At 69.3% G+C, this 15,849-nt stretch carries 13 protein-coding genes and 2 tRNA genes; 11 read left to right on the top strand and 4 right to left on the bottom strand.

Annotation, left to right across the window (positions count from 1 at the left end; translation table 11 throughout):
* Nucleotides 1-40 precede the first annotated feature (40 nt).
* Nucleotides 41-526, top strand: coding sequence for a ribose-5-phosphate isomerase (locus ACFYRX_RS36255; protein WP_389109410.1), 486 nt, complete (start codon nt 41-43; stop codon nt 524-526).
* Nucleotides 527-693: 167 nt separating this feature from the next.
* Nucleotides 694-1,509 carry an Fpg/Nei family DNA glycosylase gene (locus ACFYRX_RS36260; protein ID WP_389109413.1) on the top strand — a complete coding sequence of 272 codons (816 nt, stop codon included), beginning with the start codon at nt 694-696 and terminating at the stop codon, nt 1,507-1,509.
* Nucleotides 1,510-1,634: 125 nt separating this feature from the next.
* On the opposite strand, the gene ACFYRX_RS36265 is transcribed toward ACFYRX_RS36260, so the two are convergent.
* Nucleotides 1,635-2,864, bottom strand: a complete 1,230-nt coding sequence (locus ACFYRX_RS36265) for a GNAT family N-acetyltransferase (protein WP_389109415.1) — start codon at nt 2,862-2,864, stop codon at nt 1,635-1,637.
* Between the two features lie 148 nt (nt 2,865-3,012).
* Here ACFYRX_RS36265 and ACFYRX_RS36270 point away from each other — a divergent pair, with 148 nt between their 5' ends.
* Together ACFYRX_RS36270 and ACFYRX_RS36275 are read left to right on the top strand one after the other, a co-directional pair.
* The gene (locus tag ACFYRX_RS36270) at nt 3,013-4,194 is read left to right on the top strand and encodes a PP2C family protein-serine/threonine phosphatase (RefSeq protein ID WP_389109418.1); all 1,182 of its coding nucleotides are present in this window, start codon (nt 3,013-3,015) and stop codon (nt 4,192-4,194) included.
* A 39-nt stretch (nt 4,195-4,233) separates the two neighbouring features.
* The gene (locus ACFYRX_RS36275; protein ID WP_389109846.1) at nt 4,234-4,689 is read left to right on the top strand and encodes an HD domain-containing protein; all 456 of its coding nucleotides are present in this window, start codon (nt 4,234-4,236) and stop codon (nt 4,687-4,689) included.
* Here ACFYRX_RS36275 and ACFYRX_RS36280 read toward each other — a convergent pair.
* On the bottom strand, nt 4,686-5,810 hold the full coding sequence (locus ACFYRX_RS36280; protein ID WP_389109420.1) for an acyltransferase family protein: 1,125 nt from the start codon (nt 5,808-5,810) through the stop codon (nt 4,686-4,688). The genes ACFYRX_RS36275 and ACFYRX_RS36280 overlap by 4 nt on opposite strands.
* Nucleotides 5,811-6,175: 365 nt before the next feature.
* Here ACFYRX_RS36280 and ACFYRX_RS36285 point away from each other — a divergent pair, with 365 nt between their 5' ends.
* Nucleotides 6,176-6,370 carry a hypothetical protein gene (locus ACFYRX_RS36285; protein ID WP_328976437.1) on the top strand — a complete coding sequence of 65 codons (195 nt, stop codon included), beginning with the start codon at nt 6,176-6,178 and terminating at the stop codon, nt 6,368-6,370.
* A gap of 407 nt (nt 6,371-6,777) precedes the next feature.
* Here the strand turns inward: ACFYRX_RS36285 and ACFYRX_RS36290 are convergent.
* A tRNA-Gly gene (locus ACFYRX_RS36290) sits at nt 6,778-6,851 on the bottom strand.
* A 153-nt stretch (nt 6,852-7,004) separates the two neighbouring features.
* Between ACFYRX_RS36290 and ACFYRX_RS36295 the strand changes: the two genes are divergently transcribed.
* The 5 genes from ACFYRX_RS36295 (at nt 7,005) to clpX (ending at nt 11,841) form a co-directional block, all read left to right on the top strand.
* A tRNA-Pro gene (locus ACFYRX_RS36295) sits at nt 7,005-7,081 on the top strand.
* 217 nt (nt 7,082-7,298) lie between these two features.
* On the top strand, nt 7,299-8,696 hold the full coding sequence (tig, locus tag ACFYRX_RS36300) for a trigger factor (RefSeq protein WP_389109423.1): 1,398 nt from the start codon (nt 7,299-7,301) through the stop codon (nt 8,694-8,696).
* A 326-nt stretch (nt 8,697-9,022) separates the two neighbouring features.
* Entirely contained in the window at nt 9,023-9,643 is a 621-nt protein-coding gene (locus ACFYRX_RS36305; RefSeq protein WP_389109426.1) for an ATP-dependent Clp protease proteolytic subunit, read from the top strand.
* A 70-nt stretch (nt 9,644-9,713) separates the two neighbouring features.
* Complete coding sequence (locus ACFYRX_RS36310; RefSeq protein WP_389109429.1) at nt 9,714-10,394, top strand: ATP-dependent Clp protease proteolytic subunit; 681 nt, start codon at nt 9,714-9,716, stop codon at nt 10,392-10,394.
* Nucleotides 10,395-10,554: 160 nt separating this feature from the next.
* Complete coding sequence (gene clpX / locus ACFYRX_RS36315; RefSeq protein ID WP_389109431.1) at nt 10,555-11,841, top strand: ATP-dependent Clp protease ATP-binding subunit ClpX; 1,287 nt, start codon at nt 10,555-10,557, stop codon at nt 11,839-11,841.
* A gap of 97 nt (nt 11,842-11,938) precedes the next feature.
* Here the strand turns inward: clpX and ACFYRX_RS36320 are convergent, their stop codons facing one another.
* Complete coding sequence (locus ACFYRX_RS36320) at nt 11,939-12,922, bottom strand: hypothetical protein (RefSeq protein ID WP_389109433.1); 984 nt, start codon at nt 12,920-12,922, stop codon at nt 11,939-11,941.
* A 136-nt stretch (nt 12,923-13,058) separates the two neighbouring features.
* On the opposite strand from ACFYRX_RS36320, the gene ACFYRX_RS36325 reads away from it, so the two are divergent.
* Entirely contained in the window at nt 13,059-15,683 is a 2,625-nt protein-coding gene (locus tag ACFYRX_RS36325) for a valine--tRNA ligase (protein WP_389109436.1), read from the top strand.
* The last annotated feature ends 166 nt before the right edge of the window (nt 15,684-15,849 follow it).

Below are 15,849 nucleotides of genomic sequence, written 5' to 3' on the forward strand. Positions count from 1 at the left end.
CGGGGCTGCTGCCCCGAAACAGCCGTGTCACACTCATCCCATGCGCGTGTACATCGGATCCGACCATGCGGGCTTCGAGCTCAAGAACCACCTCGTCGACTGGCTGAAGGCGGCCGGTCACGACGCGGTCGACTGCGGCCCCCACATCTACGACGCCCAGGACGACTACCCGCCGTTCTGCCTGCGCGCCGCCGAGCGCACGGCCGCCGACGCCGGCTCCCTCGGCATCGTGATCGGCGGCTCCGGCAACGGTGAGCAGATCGCGGCGAACAAGGTGAAGGGCGTCCGGGCGGCGCTCGCCTGGAGCGTGGAGACCGCGTCGCTGGGCCGTCAGCACAACGACGCCAACGTCGTCGCGGTGGGCGGGCGCATGCACACGGAGGAGGAGGCGACGAAGTTCGTCGAGACCTTCCTCAACACCCCGTTCTCCGGCGACGAACGCCACCAGCGCCGCATCGACATGCTGGCCGACTACGAGACCACGGGCACCCTCCCCCCGATCCCGCCCCACCACCCCCAGCAGTAGCCTTCGGCGGCAAATCCAGCCCCGGCGGCCCCATCCAGCCCCTCCGGCGTTTGAGGAGCGGGGGCCCCGGGGGGCGGAGCCCCCGAAGGACGGGACGGGTAGGGGCGGCGGGGGCGAGAAAACCTCCGACGACCACGCCCCCACCCGCAGACGAACAGGGAGCACCCGTGCCTGAGGGGCACACGATCCACCGCCTCGCCCAGGACTACGGCGCCGCATTCCTGGGCTCAGAACCCCGAGTCACCAGCCCCCAGGGCAAGTTCTCCGACGCAGCCGCCCTCCTCGACCGCTCCGAACTCACCCACACCGAAGCCCACGGCAAGCACCTCTTCCTCGGCTTCCGAGCCACCGACTGGATCCACATCCACCTCGGCCTCTTCGGCAAGGTCACCTTCGGCGGCACCCCCGCACCCCCGCCCACCGACACGGTCCGCCTCCGCCTCGCGAACACCACGGCATACGTCGACCTCCGCGGCCCCACGACCTGCGCCCTGATCACCCCCGCCGAGAAGCAGTCGATACACGACCGCCTCGGCCCGGACCCCCTCCGCCCAGGCGCCGACGCCGACCCGCGAGCCGCGTACCGACGGATCTCCCGCAGCCGTACGACGATCGCCGCCCTCCTGATGGACCAGAAGGTCATCGCGGGCGTGGGCAACGTCTACCGGGCCGAGGTCCTCTTCCGGCACCGCATCGACCCGTACCGCGCGGGCCGGGACATCACCCCCGCCGAGTGGGACACGATCTGGGCCGACCTGGTCGGCCTCATGCGCGAGGGCGTCCGCAACAACCGCATCGACACCGTCCGCCCCGAACACACCCCGGAGGCGATGGGCCGCCCGCCCCGCGTGGACGACCACGGCGGCGAGGTCTACGTCTACCGCAGGGCCAACCTGCCCTGCCACATCTGTGGCGGCGAGATCCGCACCGCCGATCTCGCCGCCCGCAACCTCTTCTGGTGCCCGGTCTGCCAGAAGCGCTGAACTCCTGGGGCGTGTTGCGAAAGTCCCGTCTGCCGGGCGACGCCTGGCCCGCACTCTCGCCGCACCGGACGCCGCCCGGCCCGCCCTCCGGGCGGACGACGGGACTTTCGCAACACGCCCCAGAACTAGAACCCGTGCGGCAGCCAGGGCACCACCGCCGACCCGAACCCCACCGCCGCCTCGGTCAGCGCCCCCTGCCGCACCTCCCGCACCAGCCCGGCCGCCGCCAACGAGGCGAGGCTCACGCCACCGAGATAGGCCGCCCCCAACTCCCGTACGGACAGGGCGAGATCGGCCGGGTCCGTCGTACGCTCGCACGTCGCGCCCTTGGTGTCTCCGCTGAGCCGCCAACGCCCGGAGTTCCAGGGGCAGAAGGCGTCCTCGACCTCCAACACCACGTCCACCGGCACCTGGTAGGTCCGCGCCTCCAGGGCGGCTCCGACGTCCACCAGCCGTACGTGCAGCGAGTCCCGTACCAGCAGTGAGCAGCGCCGGACATCGGAGACGAGATACAGCCAGGGTTCGTCGACCGGCCGCCGCCTGACGTCGATCCGCGAGGTCAGGTCGAGGTCGAACAGGAACCGCCACAGCGCTCCCTGCGCGGCCGGATCCAGCGCGTCCAGGTCGGAGACCACCACCGTGCCCCTGGGCCCGGCCGCCTCCCACTCCGCCTTCACCCGGTACCGCACATAGCCCACGACCTCCCCGTCCCGCTCCGCGACCACGCACTGCAGCGGCGAGGCGCCGTCCCGCTCGCTCTCCGGGTCGAGCAGCCCCAGCCGCTCCCAGCCGGGGATCCGCGCGAGCATCCCGGGCCGCCTCGACACGAGCCGGGCGTACACCGCCTCGCACGCCTCGAGCACGTCGGCGGGCGCCGCGTACCGCAGTTGTACGTCGTCGGTGCCGGGCGGCACGGACAGCCGTACGCGGGTCGTGTCGATGTCGGCGTTGAGGTGGTACGTGCCGACGCCGTACCCGAACCGGCCGTAGATCACCGGCTCGGAGGCGGTGAGCACGGCCAGCGGTTCGCCCCAGGCGCGCACGTCGTCCAACTGCCGCCGCATCATCGACGTCAGCACCCCGCGCCGCCGGTGCGTGCCCGCCACGCTCACCATCGTGACGCCCGCGGCCGGCACCGACGCACCGCCCGGCACGGTCAGCCGGAAGCCGTACGCCCCCGCCGTGCCCACCCACCGGCCGCCCTCCCAGGCCCCGATGGACCGGTCGTACGCGGTGAGCCCGCGAAACAGCTCCCGCTCCTCGGCCGACTCCGGAACCCCGCCGAAAGCGCGGACCAGGTTGTCGTACCACTCGTCCCAGTCGTCCTGCCGAAGCACCCGCAAGTCAGTCCCCATGAACCATGCCTACCAGGGCTATGCGGGAGGAGCGAGGGAATTTCGGCTGATCACGGAGCTGAGAAGACTGTGAAGTTGAAGCTCGCACGGGGGACAAGTCGTACCTCCTGTGCCAAGCAGGGGGTTCGACGGATAAGGTCCCGAACTAATGGCAGCAGGACGACAGCGGCGCGCGGAAGCCGAGACGTTCACGGCCCGGTTGAGGATGCAGTGGCACCGGGTCCGCACCGGCCTGCGCAGAAGCGCCGTGGACTACTTCCGCGGTGACGGTTCCGACTGGGTCGCACTGGCCGGTCTGCTCCTCACGGTCCCGGTGATCGCCGCCACTACTTTGATGAACTCCGTGTGGTGTTCGCCGGCCGCGCTGGTCCTGCCGATCGTCGCCGGCGGCCTGCTGCTGCGCCCGGCGAGCCTGCTCGGCCTGTACGCGGCTGCGGCGACCGCGCTGATCGTGGAGTCGGTGCAGCTGGGGCCGTACACCGAGGGGGCGGCGCGGGTCACCCCGGGCGTGGTGCTGGTCGTGGCGGCCTGTGGCTTCTTCGGGCTGCTCATCGCCCAGTTCCGCAGCCGGGTCGGGGTGCCCTGGCGGCGCGGCGGAACCATGCTCTTCGACCTACGTGAACGCATCCGGGTGCAGAGCAAACTGCCGCTGCTGCCGCAGGGATGGCACCGGGAGATGGCGCTGCGTCCCGCGGGCGGCCAGTCGTTCTCCGGCGACTTCGTGGTCGCGGCGCGGACCAACGGCGGCCGGACGATGGAGGTCGTCCTCACGGACGTGTCCGGGAAGGGCATGGACGCGGCGTCGCGCGCGCTGCTGCTGTCGGGCGCGTTCGGAGGCCTGCTGGGTTCGCTGCCCCCGCACGACTTCCTGCCCGCCGCGAACGGCTATCTGCTCCGCCAGGACTGGGACGAGGGCTTCGCGACCTCGATCCACCTGGTCCTTGACCTCGACTCCGGCGACTACGAGCTCTACTCGGCCGGCCATCCGCCGGGGCTCCAGCTCAGCGCGGGCAGCGGCCGCTGGGAGGAGAAGGCCGCGGACGGTCCGCTCCTCGGGGTCTACGACGGTGCGCAGTTCGACCCGGTGAAGGGCTCGCTGCGCCCCGGAGACGTCCTGATGCTCTTCACGGACGGCCTGGTGGAGACCTCCGAGCGGGACATAGTGGAGGGCATAGACCGCCTCACGGGCGAGGCCGACCGCTATGTCGCCGGCGGCTTCCACGGCGCGGCCTGGCACCTCATCGAGGCGGTCGCGAAGGACGTCAACGACGACCGGGCGCTGCTGCTGATCTGCCGGGAAGGCCCCACGGCCGCGGCGATGCCGCACTGACGCGGGGCCGCGCGCTGGGACACTGAACGGGTGACGCACATCTCCCAGTTGACCCTGGCCGAAGTGGAGGCCCTGGCCCGCGCGGCGCACGAGGGCCAGACCGACAAGGCGGGACGGCCCTACGCCGAGCACCTGCAAGCCGTCGCCGAGGGCGTACGCGCGCGTGGTGGCGACGACGAGCAGATCGCAGCGGCCTGGCTGCACGACTCCGTCGAGGACGACGCCCTCTCCGAGCACTGGCTCCACGAGGCCGCGCTGAGCCGCCGTACGAAGGACATCGTGCTCGCGGTCACCAAGCGGGCCGGAGAGCCGCCCGAGGCGTACGCCGGACGCATCCTGGCGACCCCGGGCGCGCTGCTGGTGAAGGAGGCGGATCTGGCGCACAACGCGGACCCGGCACGGCTGGCGGTCCTCGACGGGACGACCCGGAAACGACTGACCGAGAAGTACGCCAGGATGCGCGCGCTTCTCGGTCTTCGGCAGCCGTCGGTCTAGGCGTCGACCGTCTCGCGAGGGGCGGCCTTCAGGGGTGTTTCGCGTCCCCGCGTCACCTCGGCCGCGTCCCGCCTGAACGCCCAGTTCATGTCGGGCTCCATCACGTACCGGAAGACCCGGCGCACCGGCGAGGTGCACATCAGGGTGACGGCGACCGCGGCGAGCGCGCTCAGGAAGATCTCGCCCCGCGGCCGGTGCAGCCAGGCATGGTCGAACCAGCCCGTGAAATCCGCGCCCTTGATCAGGAAGCCGTGCAGCAGATAGCCGTACAGCGTGCCGGCGCCGAGCGCGGTGAACCACATCCGCCGGCCCGGCACCCAGGCGAAGAAGCAGGCCGTCAGCAGCAGCGAGGCGCCGAACATGGCCAGCACCATGACCGGACCCGTCCACCAGGGCGCGCCCAGGTTCTGGGCGGCGTCGCGGTGGTAGAACCACGCGGTGTTCATGCGCGGCACCGCCCACCAGCCGACGGCGAGGGCGACCGCGAACACCGGCACCGCCACGATCCGCATCGAGCGCCGGCGCACCATCCGGAAGTGCTCGGGCTTCATGACCAGGCCCAGCACGAAGTACGGCAGGAACTGGAGCACCCGCTGCAGGTCCAGGTCGTCGCCGATGTCCGGGGTCACGGACGCCAGCATCGCGATGCCCAGCGCGAGCGGCAGCGGCCACCGCACGAGGTTCCAGATCGGCGTGGTGAGCCGCCAGATGAACAGCGCCACCAGGAACCAGGTCAGGAACCACGGGTCAAGGAGGCTGATGTCCATGCCCGGGTCGTGGTCGGCGTAGCGCTTGAAGAGGGAGTACGCCGTCTCGAAGACGACGTACGGCACGGCGACACCGGTGATCAGCCGCTTCAGACGGTCCGGGCGCATGTCGAAACTGCGCGAGAAGAAGCCGGAGATGACGATGAACGCCGGCATGTGGAACGAGTACACGACCGTGTACGCGGCCTCCAGGATCCGGCTGTCGCCCTTGACCGGCTCCCAGGAGTGCGCGACGGCCACCAGGACGATCGCCAGGTACTTGGCGTTGTCGAAGAAGGCGTCGCGCTGTTTGCCGGGCGGCGGGTTCTGCGGCGAGCGCGGACGGGGGACTGCGTCGGCGGCGGCTGGAAACATCTGAGGGACCCTAGCCCCGGCTGTGTGTTTCCGTAAAACCGGCCGTCTCGTTGCTGGTTGTTCACTTCTGAGCCGTCTTCAACAGGCCTGTATTGTCAGGATTAATCCCTCTGAAATGCCGCATAACCATGCCCGTCGCACATCTGTGTCGATGCTTCGGATTCCCTGCGGACGGAATGTGCGGACCCGGTGGCCGCCGACCGAAAGGAACCGGCCAGGGGGTGCGGCGCGTGTATCGGCATGGCCAAACGTTGCCTCACCGGCCGCATATGCGGGCCGCGTTGGTGGCACGATGGTCCTGGCGGGGGTCGCGGGGTCGCGTCCCCGGGCCGGGAGAGCGGGACCGACCGAGGGTGTGATCAGTTGTGGCCATTTCGCTGTCAGTGGTGCTGCTGTTGGGAATCATCCTGGTGGTGTTGATCCGGGGAGGTTCCATCAAGGCCGGCCCCGCCATAGTCGCGGTGCTCTTCGGCTTCTTCCTCGCCTCGACCGGCATGGCCGACGACATCCAACGCTTCCTGGACTCGATAGCGGACACCATCAACTCGATCCAGTTCTGACCCCGAACCACCCGCGGGACCACCGGCCCGGTGGTCTTCGGCGGGTACGGCGGCTCGGTCCGCGTCGTTCCCGTCGAGCGCCCGGCGCCGCTTCGGCGGGGGGAAGGCGTGATCGATGACCGCACCCACGGCAGTCGCAGCGCCCACGAACAACAGGACGACGGAGACGACGCGCATCATTCCCTCGCCGTACAGGGCCTGGTAGCCGAACCACGCCACGGCGACGCACGTCATGAGACCGCTGCCGAGCCGCCTGAACCGCGAAGCCATAAACACCCCCGAGCCGGACCCGCCCGCAGACCGGGCGCCCGAGTGTGTCACGGGCCCGTGAGAGCACCGGGAACAGCCCCCGGAAAACGATCAGGACCAGGCAGAGAATCGAACCTCTGACCTGGCCCTGATGCGTATGGAGCGGGCGACGGGAATCGAACCCGCGTAGCTAGTTTGGAAGACTAGGGCTCTACCATTGAGCTACGCCCGCACAGCACGCACCGCGGATCACTGCGCGGCGGCACGGAAGCATCGTAGCCGGTCGCCCCGCCTCGCCGCACATCCCTTCCGCCGATGCCCCCCGCGCTCGTGAAATGCGGCAACCCCGCTGCCTGCGGCCATGTACCCTACGTGTCGCACCAGACGGGGTGTGGCGCAGCTTGGTAGCGCGTCCGCTTTGGGAGCGGAAGGCCGTGGGTTCAAATCCCGCCACCCCGACCACCTGCGCGATCTCTCGCGGACCGGCTGCGCGATCACCTCGCGCGACCGGGTTCGTGATCGCCTTTGGGGCGTGTCGCCGCTGCCGTTACTATGCAAGCTGCATGCCCGTGTGCCTCATCCACTGGATCTCCACTGGACGACCCCCGGGCGGCGAATCCGCCGGAGCCGTTCTGGCACCGGCAGAAACCAAGAAGTCAGCCCCCAAGGAGACCGAACCGTGAAGAGCGCCGTGGAGACCCTGAACCCGACTCGGGTTCGGCTCAGCATCGAGGTGCCCTTCGAGGAGCTCAAGGACAGCCTCGACGCGGCGTACAAGAAGATCAACCAGCAGGTCACGGTGAAGGGCTTCCGCAAGGGCAAGATCCCGGCCCGCGTCATCGACCAGCGGTTCGGCCGCGGTGCGGTGCTGGAGGAGGCCGTCAACGACGCGCTTCCCAAGTTCTACACCGAGGCGGTCAACGAGGCCGAGATCGACGTCCTCGGCCAGCCCGAGGTCGACATCACCGAGCTGAAGGACGGCGAGACGCTGAACTTCACCGCCGAGGTCGACGTCCGCCCGGCCATCGAGATCCCGGACTACTCCGGCATCGAGGTCGAGGTCGACTCCGTCGAGGTCAGCGAAGAGGACATCGACAAGTCGGTCGAGCAGCTCCGCGAGCGCTTCGCCTCGACCTCCCCGGTCGAGCGTGCCGCCGAGGACGGCGACGTCGTCACCATCGACCTGGAGGCCAAGGTCGAGGGCGAGATCCTGGAGGACGGCGTCGCCAGCGGCGTCTCCTACACGATCGGCTCCGGCGAGCTCCTCGAAGGCATCGACGACGCCGTGAAGGGCCTGGAGGCCGGTGGCGAGGCCACCTTCGCCTCCGAGCTCAAGGGCGGCTCGGCAGCCGGCAAGGAGGCCGAGGTCACCGTCAGGGTCACCCAGGTCGCCGCCCGTGAACTGCCCGAGCTGGACGACGAGTTCGCGCAGCTCGCCTCCGAGTTCGACACCCTCGACGAGCTGAAGGCCGACAGCCGCAAGCGCCTCGAGAACATGAAGCAGTACGACCAGGCCACCCAGGCCCAGGAGCGCGTCCTGGAGAAGCTCCTGGAGCTCGTCGAGGTGCCCGTCCCCGAGAAGCTCCTCGAGGACGAGATCAACACCCGCAAGCACAACCTGGAGCACCACCAGCTCGGTCAGATGGGCCTCGACCTCGAGAAGTACCTGGAGATCCAGGGCAAGACCGAGGAAGAGTTCGTCGCCGAGACCAAGGACGCCGCGGTCAAGGGCATCAAGACGCAGTTCGTCCTCGACGAGCTCGTCAAGCGGGAGAAGCTGAACGTCAGCCAGGAGGAGCTCACCGAGCACCTCATGCGCCGTGCGGCCTCCTCCAACATGTCCCCCGACCAGTTCGCCCAGGCGGTCGTCGAGGGCGGCCAGGTCCCGCTCCTCGTCGGCGAGGTCGCCCGCGGCAAGGCCCTGGCCGTCGTGGTCGAGGCCGCCACGGTCAAGGACACCAACGGCGAGGTCATCGACCTGGACGACGACGAGGACGAGACGGCCGAGACCGTCGAGGCCGTGGAGGCCTCCTCCGAGGACGCCCCGGCCGAGGCCGGGGAGAAGACCGAGGGCTGAAGCCCCCGGCACCTCTGACAGTCGTACGACGGGCCCCCGGGAGTCACTCCCGGGGGCCCGCGTCGTCCCGGCGGGCGACGGCCGACCCGAGGGGCGCGCGGAAGCACGCGACCGCCCCCTGCGGCCCGCGGCCGCCCTGCCGTCGGAGGCCCCCCGCGCTACGCCCCCGGCGAACAGCCACGAATCCGGGATTCCCCGAAGGGACCAGCGCGTTAGGGTCCATGAACAAGAGGGCGATTGGAGTCCCCAATGGCTCCAGCCCCGCAGGGAACACGCAGGGAAACGTGAGACGGCCCGGCGCCGTCGTAAGACGAGCAGGTGGATACGTGACGAATCTGATGCCCTCCGCCGCCGGCGAGCCCTCCATCGGTGGTGGCCTCGGCGACCAGGTCTACAACCGGCTGCTCAACGAGCGGATCATCTTCCTCGGCCAGCCGGTCGACGATGACATCGCAAACAAGATCACCGCGCAGCTCCTCCTCCTTGCCGCGGCCGATCCCGACAAGGACATCAACCTCTACATCAACAGCCCGGGCGGTTCGATCACGGCCGGCATGGCGATCTACGACACCATGCAGTTCATCAAGAACGACGTGATGACCATCGCGATGGGTCTGGCCGCCTCCATGGGGCAGTTCCTGCTCAGCGCGGGCACCCCCGGAAAGCGCTTCGCGCTGCCGAACGCCGAGATCCTGATCCACCAGCCCTCCGCCGGTCTCGCGGGTTCCGCGTCGGACATCAAGATCCACGCCGAGCGGCTGCTGCACACCAAGAAGCGCATGGCCGAACTCACGGCCCAGCACACGGGACAGTCGGTCGAGCAGGTCACCCGTGACTCGGACCGCGACCGCTGGTTCGACCCCGAGGAGGCCAAGGAGTACGGCCTCATCGACGACGTCATCAGCACGGCTGCCGGCATCCCGGGCGGCGGCGGCACCGGGGCCTGACCGCCCCACGGGACCGGGAACGGCCCCAGAAAGCCCCCAGCCGACCGCCACAGCCCCTAGGAGACAGACAGTGAACGACTTCCCCGGCAGCGGCCTGTACGACCGCACACGCGCCGAGTACGCGGGCCCCGTGGCCGAGTCCCGCTACGTGATCCCCCGCTTCGTCGAGCGCACCTCGCAGGGCGTCCGCGAGTACGACCCGTACGCGAAGCTGTTCGAGGAGCGCGTGATCTTCCTCGGCGTGCAGATCGACGACGCCTCCGCCAACGACGTCATGGCGCAGCTGCTGTGCCTGGAGTCGATGGACCCCGACCGGGACATCTCGGTCTACATCAACAGCCCCGGCGGCTCCTTCACGGCGCTCACCGCGATCTACGACACCATGCAGTTCGTGAAGCCCGACGTCCAGACGGTCTGCATGGGCCAGGCCGCCTCGGCCGCCGCCATCCTGCTGGCCGCCGGTACGCCGGGCAAGCGCATGGCGCTCCCGAACGCGCGCGTGCTGATCCACCAGCCCTACAGCGAGACCGGCCGCGGACAGGTCTCCGACCTGGAGATCGCCGCCAACGAGATCCTCCGGATGCGCGCCCAGCTGGAAGACCTGCTGGCCAAGCACTCCACGACGCCGATCGAGAAGATCCGCGAGGACATCGAGCGCGACAAGATCCTCACGGCCGACGACGCCCTGGCGTACGGCCTGATCGACCAGATCATCTCCACCCGGAAGATGAACAACGCCTCCGTCCGCTGACGCGGACCCGTAGGATATGCCGCCCCTTGGCACAGTGCACGTCAAAGTGAACCCTGCCAAGGGGGGCCCGAACGGGGGGCCCGGCAAGGTACCGTCGGACATAAGGCAGCACCAGGAGCCGCTGGACCTAGGCGTCTCCCAGGCGAAGGGGAAGCACACCGTGGCACGCATCGGTGACGGCGGCGATCTGCTCAAGTGCTCGTTCTGCGGCAAGAGCCAGAAGCAGGTCAAGAAGCTCATCGCAGGTCCTGGTGTGTACATCTGCGACGAGTGCATCGATCTCTGCAACGAGATCATCGAGGAAGAACTCGCGGAGACGAGCGAGGTGCGCTGGGAGGAACTCCCCAAGCCCCGCGAGATCTTCGAGTTCCTCGAGGGCTATGTGGTGGGCCAGGACTCGGCCAAGAAGGCCCTCTCCGTGGCGGTGTACAACCACTACAAGCGCGTTCAGGCCGGTGAGAACGGCGGCGGCAGCGGCCGTGACGACGCGATCGAGTTGGCGAAGTCCAACATCCTCCTGCTGGGCCCCACGGGCTCCGGCAAGACACTCCTCGCGCAGACCCTCGCCCGCATGCTGAACGTCCCGTTCGCGATCGCCGACGCCACGGCGCTCACCGAGGCGGGGTACGTCGGCGAGGACGTCGAGAACATCCTGCTGAAGCTGATCCAGGCGGCCGACTACGACGTCAAGAAGGCCGAGACCGGGATCATCTACATCGATGAGATCGACAAGGTCGCGCGGAAGAGTGAAAACCCCTCCATCACGCGTGACGTGAGCGGCGAGGGCGTGCAGCAGGCGTTGCTGAAGATCCTCGAGGGCACCACCGCCTCCGTCCCGCCGCAGGGCGGACGCAAGCACCCGCACCAGGAGTTCATCCAGATCGACACGACGAACGTCCTGTTCATCGTGGGCGGTGCCTTCGCGGGCCTGGAGAAGCTCATCGAGTCCCGGGCGGGCGCCAAGGGCATCGGCTTCGGCGCGACGATCCGCTCGAAGCTCGAGCTGCAGTCCAAGGACCAGTTCGGGGACGTCATGCCCGAGGACCTGGTGAAGTTCGGCATGATCCCCGAGTTCATCGGCCGTCTCCCCGTCATCACCTCGGTCCACAACCTGGACCGCGAGGCCCTCCTCCAGATCCTGATCGAGCCTCGCAACGCGCTCGTCAAGCAGTACCAGCGCCTCTTCGAACTCGACGGCGTGGAGCTGGACTTCGAGCGCGAGGCACTGGAGGCCATCGCGGACCAGGCCATCCTCCGCCAGACCGGCGCGCGCGGCCTGCGCGCCATCATGGAAGAGGTCCTCCAGGGCGTCATGTACGAGATCCCGTCCCGCAAGGACGTGGCCCGCGTCGTCATCACGGCGGACGTCGTCCACTCCAACGTCAACCCGACGCTCATCCCGCGGGACGCGCGCGGGCGGGGCCCGGGCGAGCAGAAGACGGCGTAGCCCTCAGGGACTTACCGCTTTCACGAACGCATGAAGGGGCCCCGGTCGGTCAACCGACCGGGGCCCCTTCGTCGTTGAGGGTGCCGGCGTCCGTCCGTCAGGACTTGACGCGCACGTCGTCGCGGACCTTGGCGGTCAGTTCGGCCGCCTCCGCCATCGTGGTGCTCTTGCCTTCGGTCAGGGCGGCCATGTCGTACGCGAACACGTACGTCACCGTGCTGTGGTCACCCCAGATGCACACCGGCATCGAGATGGTCTGGCCGGACTCGGTGGTCTTGATCTCCTGGCACTTCATGACGCCGTTCTCGAAGCCCGCGGGGGTGAACTCCTTGGGGCTGCCCTCGAACGAGCCCGAGTCGGAGTCCTTCGCGGAGCCCGTCTTGGCCTGGGCGAACATCGAGTCGACGACCTTCTCCGGGTCGTCGATCGTGCCGTACACCCCGGCGAACATCAGCGACTTCGTGCTGAGGCCCGTGCCCGCGGAGTAGGTCGCGCTGACGTCCTTGGCGTCCTTCACGCCCCACGACTCGGCGTCCTTGACGTCGTTCTCGCTCAGCGCGCCGATCCCGGCGTCGCTGCCCTTCTTGTACTCCCCGCCGAGGATCGTCGCCGGCGCCGCCAGCTTGTGCGCCCCGTCGTCGGAGACGTCGGAGCCGCCGCTCCCGCCATTGATCACCAGGTACGCGCCGACCGCGATCGCGGCCACGACCGCCACCGCGCCGAGGATGATGCCGATCTTCTTACCGTTGCCACCACTGGGTGCCGGGGGCTGCGGAACGCCGTAGGGGGCCTGGCCGTACGGCGACTGCTGACCGTACGGGGGCTGCTGGCCGTAGGGAGCCTGCGGCTGCCCGTACGGCGGGGTCTGCGGCGGGGCGCCGTTCTGCTGCGGGTAGCCGTAGCCGGGCTGCGTCTGCGGCTGGCCCTGAGGGGCCTGCGGCGGCTGCTGCGGGTAGCCGTAGCCGGGCTGCGGGGCCTGCGGCGGCTGGCCGTAGGGGCCCGGCTGGCCGTACGGCCCGGGCTGCGGCGGCTGCCCCGGCTGCTGAGGCTGCCCGTACGGGCCCGGCTGGTTGTGACTCATCTCTGGGTTCCCCTCCAGATGCTTATGTGTTGCCGACATCCTGGCCCAGGCACAGTCGGCGCACCGCGTCGGGGCCCCCACCGTTACAGAACAAACGCGTTTCGGGGCAGGCCCACGACACCCCTAAACTGACCCCGTGACCGAGAACGCTCAGCAGCAGCCCACAGCGCCCAGCACCGAACTGCCGACCCAGTACACGCCGGCCGAGGTAGAGGGGACGCTGTACGAGCGCTGGGTGGAGCGCGGTTACTTCGCCGCCGACGCGAAGAGCGACAAGCCTCCGTACACCATCGTCATCCCGCCGCCGAACGTCACCGGCTCACTGCACCTGGGCCACGCCTTCCAGCACACGCTGATGGACGCCCTCACGCGCCGCAAGCGCATGCAGGGCTACGAGTCGCTGTGGCTGCCGGGCATGGACCATGCCGGTATCGCGACCCAGAACAAGGTCGAGCAGCAGCTCGCCGAAGAGGGCAAGTCCCGGCACGACCTGGGCCGCGAGGAGTTCGTCGAGCGCGTCTGGCAGTGGAAGGAGGAGTACGGCGGCCGGATCCTCGGCCAGATGCGACGCCTCGGTGACGGTGTCGACTGGGACCGCGAGCGGTTCACCATGGACGAGGGCCTGTCCAAGGCCGTCCTCACCATCTTCAAGCGGCTCTACGACGACGAGTTGATCTACCGCGCCGAGCGCATCATCAACTGGTGCCCGCGCTGTCTGACGGCCATCTCGGACATCGAGGTGGAATACCAGGAGGACGCGGGCGAGTTGGTCTCCATCCGCTACGGCGAGGGCGAGGACAGCCTCGTCGTCGCGACCACGCGCGCGGAGACGATGCTCGGCGACACGGCCGTCGCCGTCCACCCCGACGACGAGCGGTACAAGCACCTCATCGGCAAGCAGATCAAGCTCCCGCTCACCGACCGCACCATCCCGGTCGTCGCCGACACCCACGTCGACCCCGAGTTCGGCACCGGCGCGGTCAAGGTGACCCCGGCCCACGACCCGAACGACTTCGAGATCGGCCGGCGTCACGACCTGCCGTCCCTGACGATCATGGACGAGCACGGTGTGCTCACCGTCCACGGCCCCTTCCTCGGCCTGGACCGCTTCGAGGCCCGCTCGGCCGTCGTCGGCGCCCTCAAGGAGCAGGGCCGCATCGTCGCCGAGAAGCGCCCCTACATGCACTCCGTCGGCCACTGCTCGCGCTGCAAGACCACGGTCGAGCCGCGCCTGTCGATGCAGTGGTGGGTCAAGGTCGGCCCGCTCGCGAAGGAGGCCGGCGACGCGGTCCGCGACGGCCGCGTGAAGATCCACCCCGAGGAGATGTCGAAGCGCTACTTCGACTGGGTCGACAACATGCACGACTGGTGCATCTCGCGCCAGCTGTGGTGGGGTCACCGCATCCCGATCTGGTACGGCCCGGACGGCGAGGTCGTCTGCGTCGGACCCGACGAGCAGCCGCCGACCGGGGAGGGATGGACCCAGGACCCGGACGTCCTCGACACCTGGTTCTCGTCCGGCCTGTGGCCGTTCTCCACGCTCGGCTGGCCCGAACAGACCGAGGATCTGCGGAAGTTCTATCCGACCGATGTCCTGCTCACCGGCCACGACATCATCTTCTTCTGGGTCGCCCGGATGATGATGTTCGGCCTGTACGCCATGGACGGCGTCGCGCCCTTCCACACCATCGCCCTCACCGGCCTCGTCCGCGACGAGTTCGGCAAGAAGATGTCCAAGTCGAACCCGAACGCGGTCGACCCGCTGGTGTGGATGGACGCGTACGGCTCCGACGCCGTCCGTTTCACCCTCGCCAACGGCGCCAACCCGGGCGCGGACGTGCCGATCGGCGAGGACTGGGTCAAGGCCTCCCGGAACTTCACCAACAAGATCTGGAACGCCACCCGCTTCGCCCTCATGAACGGCGCCACGGTCGACGGCCCGCTGCCGGACGCCTCGCAGATGTCGGCGACGGACCGCTGGATCCTCTCCAGGCTCAACTCGACGGTCGCCCAGGTCGACGCGTACTACGACGACTACCAGTTCGCCAAGCTCGCCGACGCGCTCTACCACTTCGCGTGGGACGAGGTCTTCGACTGGTACGTCGAGTTGTCGAAGACGACGTTCTTCGCGGGCGGCGAGCAGGCGCGGGTCTCCGGCCGGGTCCTCGGCGAGGTCCTGGACGTGACGCTTCGCCTGCTCCACCCGGTCATCCCGTTCGTGACGGACACCCTGTGGACCACCCTCACCGGGGGCGAGTCCCTGGTCATCGGCGAGTGGCCGAGCGACAGCGGCTTCCGCGACAAGGACGCCGAGGACGAGATCGCGCTGGTCCAGCGGGTCGTCACCGAGGTGCGCCGGTTCCGCAAGGACCAGGGCCTGAAGGACGGTCAGAAGGTCCCCGCCCGCCTGGAGCTGGACGGCACCGCGCTCGCCCCGCACGAGCCGGCCATCCGCCAGCTTCTGCGCCTCCAGCCGGAGGGCGACGCCTTCTCGGCCACGGCGACCCTCCCGGTCGCCGGTGCCACGGTCGCCCTCGACCTCTCCGGCACGATCGACGTCGCCGCCGAGCGCAAGCGCCTCGCGAAGGACCTGGCGGCGGCCGAGAAGGAGAAGTCCCAGGCCAACGCCAAGCTCGGCAACGAGGCCTTCCTGGCGAAGGCCCCGGACAACGTCGTGGACAAGATCCGCGGCCGCCTGGCGAAGGCGGACGAGGACATCGAGAGGATCAAGGCCCAGCTGGACGGCTTGCCTCAGGCGTAAGGCTTTGTGGGCCCCGGGGTCGTCTGGACTCCGGGGCCCACGCCTACCTAGGGGCGCGGGGCTGTGTCAATTTGCGGCTCCGCCGCGTGGGCGCGACCAGCCCCCACCGGCCGCAGCCGCCCCCCGAAGCCCAGCCACCCCACTCCGAAGGCACTCTGTCAGTCCG

The sequence above is a fragment of the Streptomyces sp. NPDC005374 genome, assembly GCF_042872225.1.
GTDB lineage: Bacteria > Actinomycetota > Actinomycetes > Streptomycetales > Streptomycetaceae > Streptomyces.

Excerpts from the sequence above, each read along its gene's own strand:
- ACFYRX_RS36255 (WP_389109410.1), top strand. The coding sequence starts at position 41 with ATGCGCGTGTACATCGGATCCGACCATGCGGGCTTCGAGCTCAAGAAC.
- ACFYRX_RS36265 (WP_389109415.1), bottom strand. The coding sequence starts at position 2,864 with ATGGGGACTGACTTGCGGGTGCTTCGGCAGGACGACTGGGACGAGTGG.
- ACFYRX_RS36270 (WP_389109418.1), top strand. The coding sequence starts at position 3,013 with ATGGCAGCAGGACGACAGCGGCGCGCGGAAGCCGAGACGTTCACGGCC.
- ACFYRX_RS36280 (WP_389109420.1), bottom strand. The coding sequence starts at position 5,810 with ATGTTTCCAGCCGCCGCCGACGCAGTCCCCCGTCCGCGCTCGCCGCAG.
- ACFYRX_RS36320 (WP_389109433.1), bottom strand. The coding sequence starts at position 12,922 with ATGAGTCACAACCAGCCGGGCCCGTACGGGCAGCCTCAGCAGCCGGGG.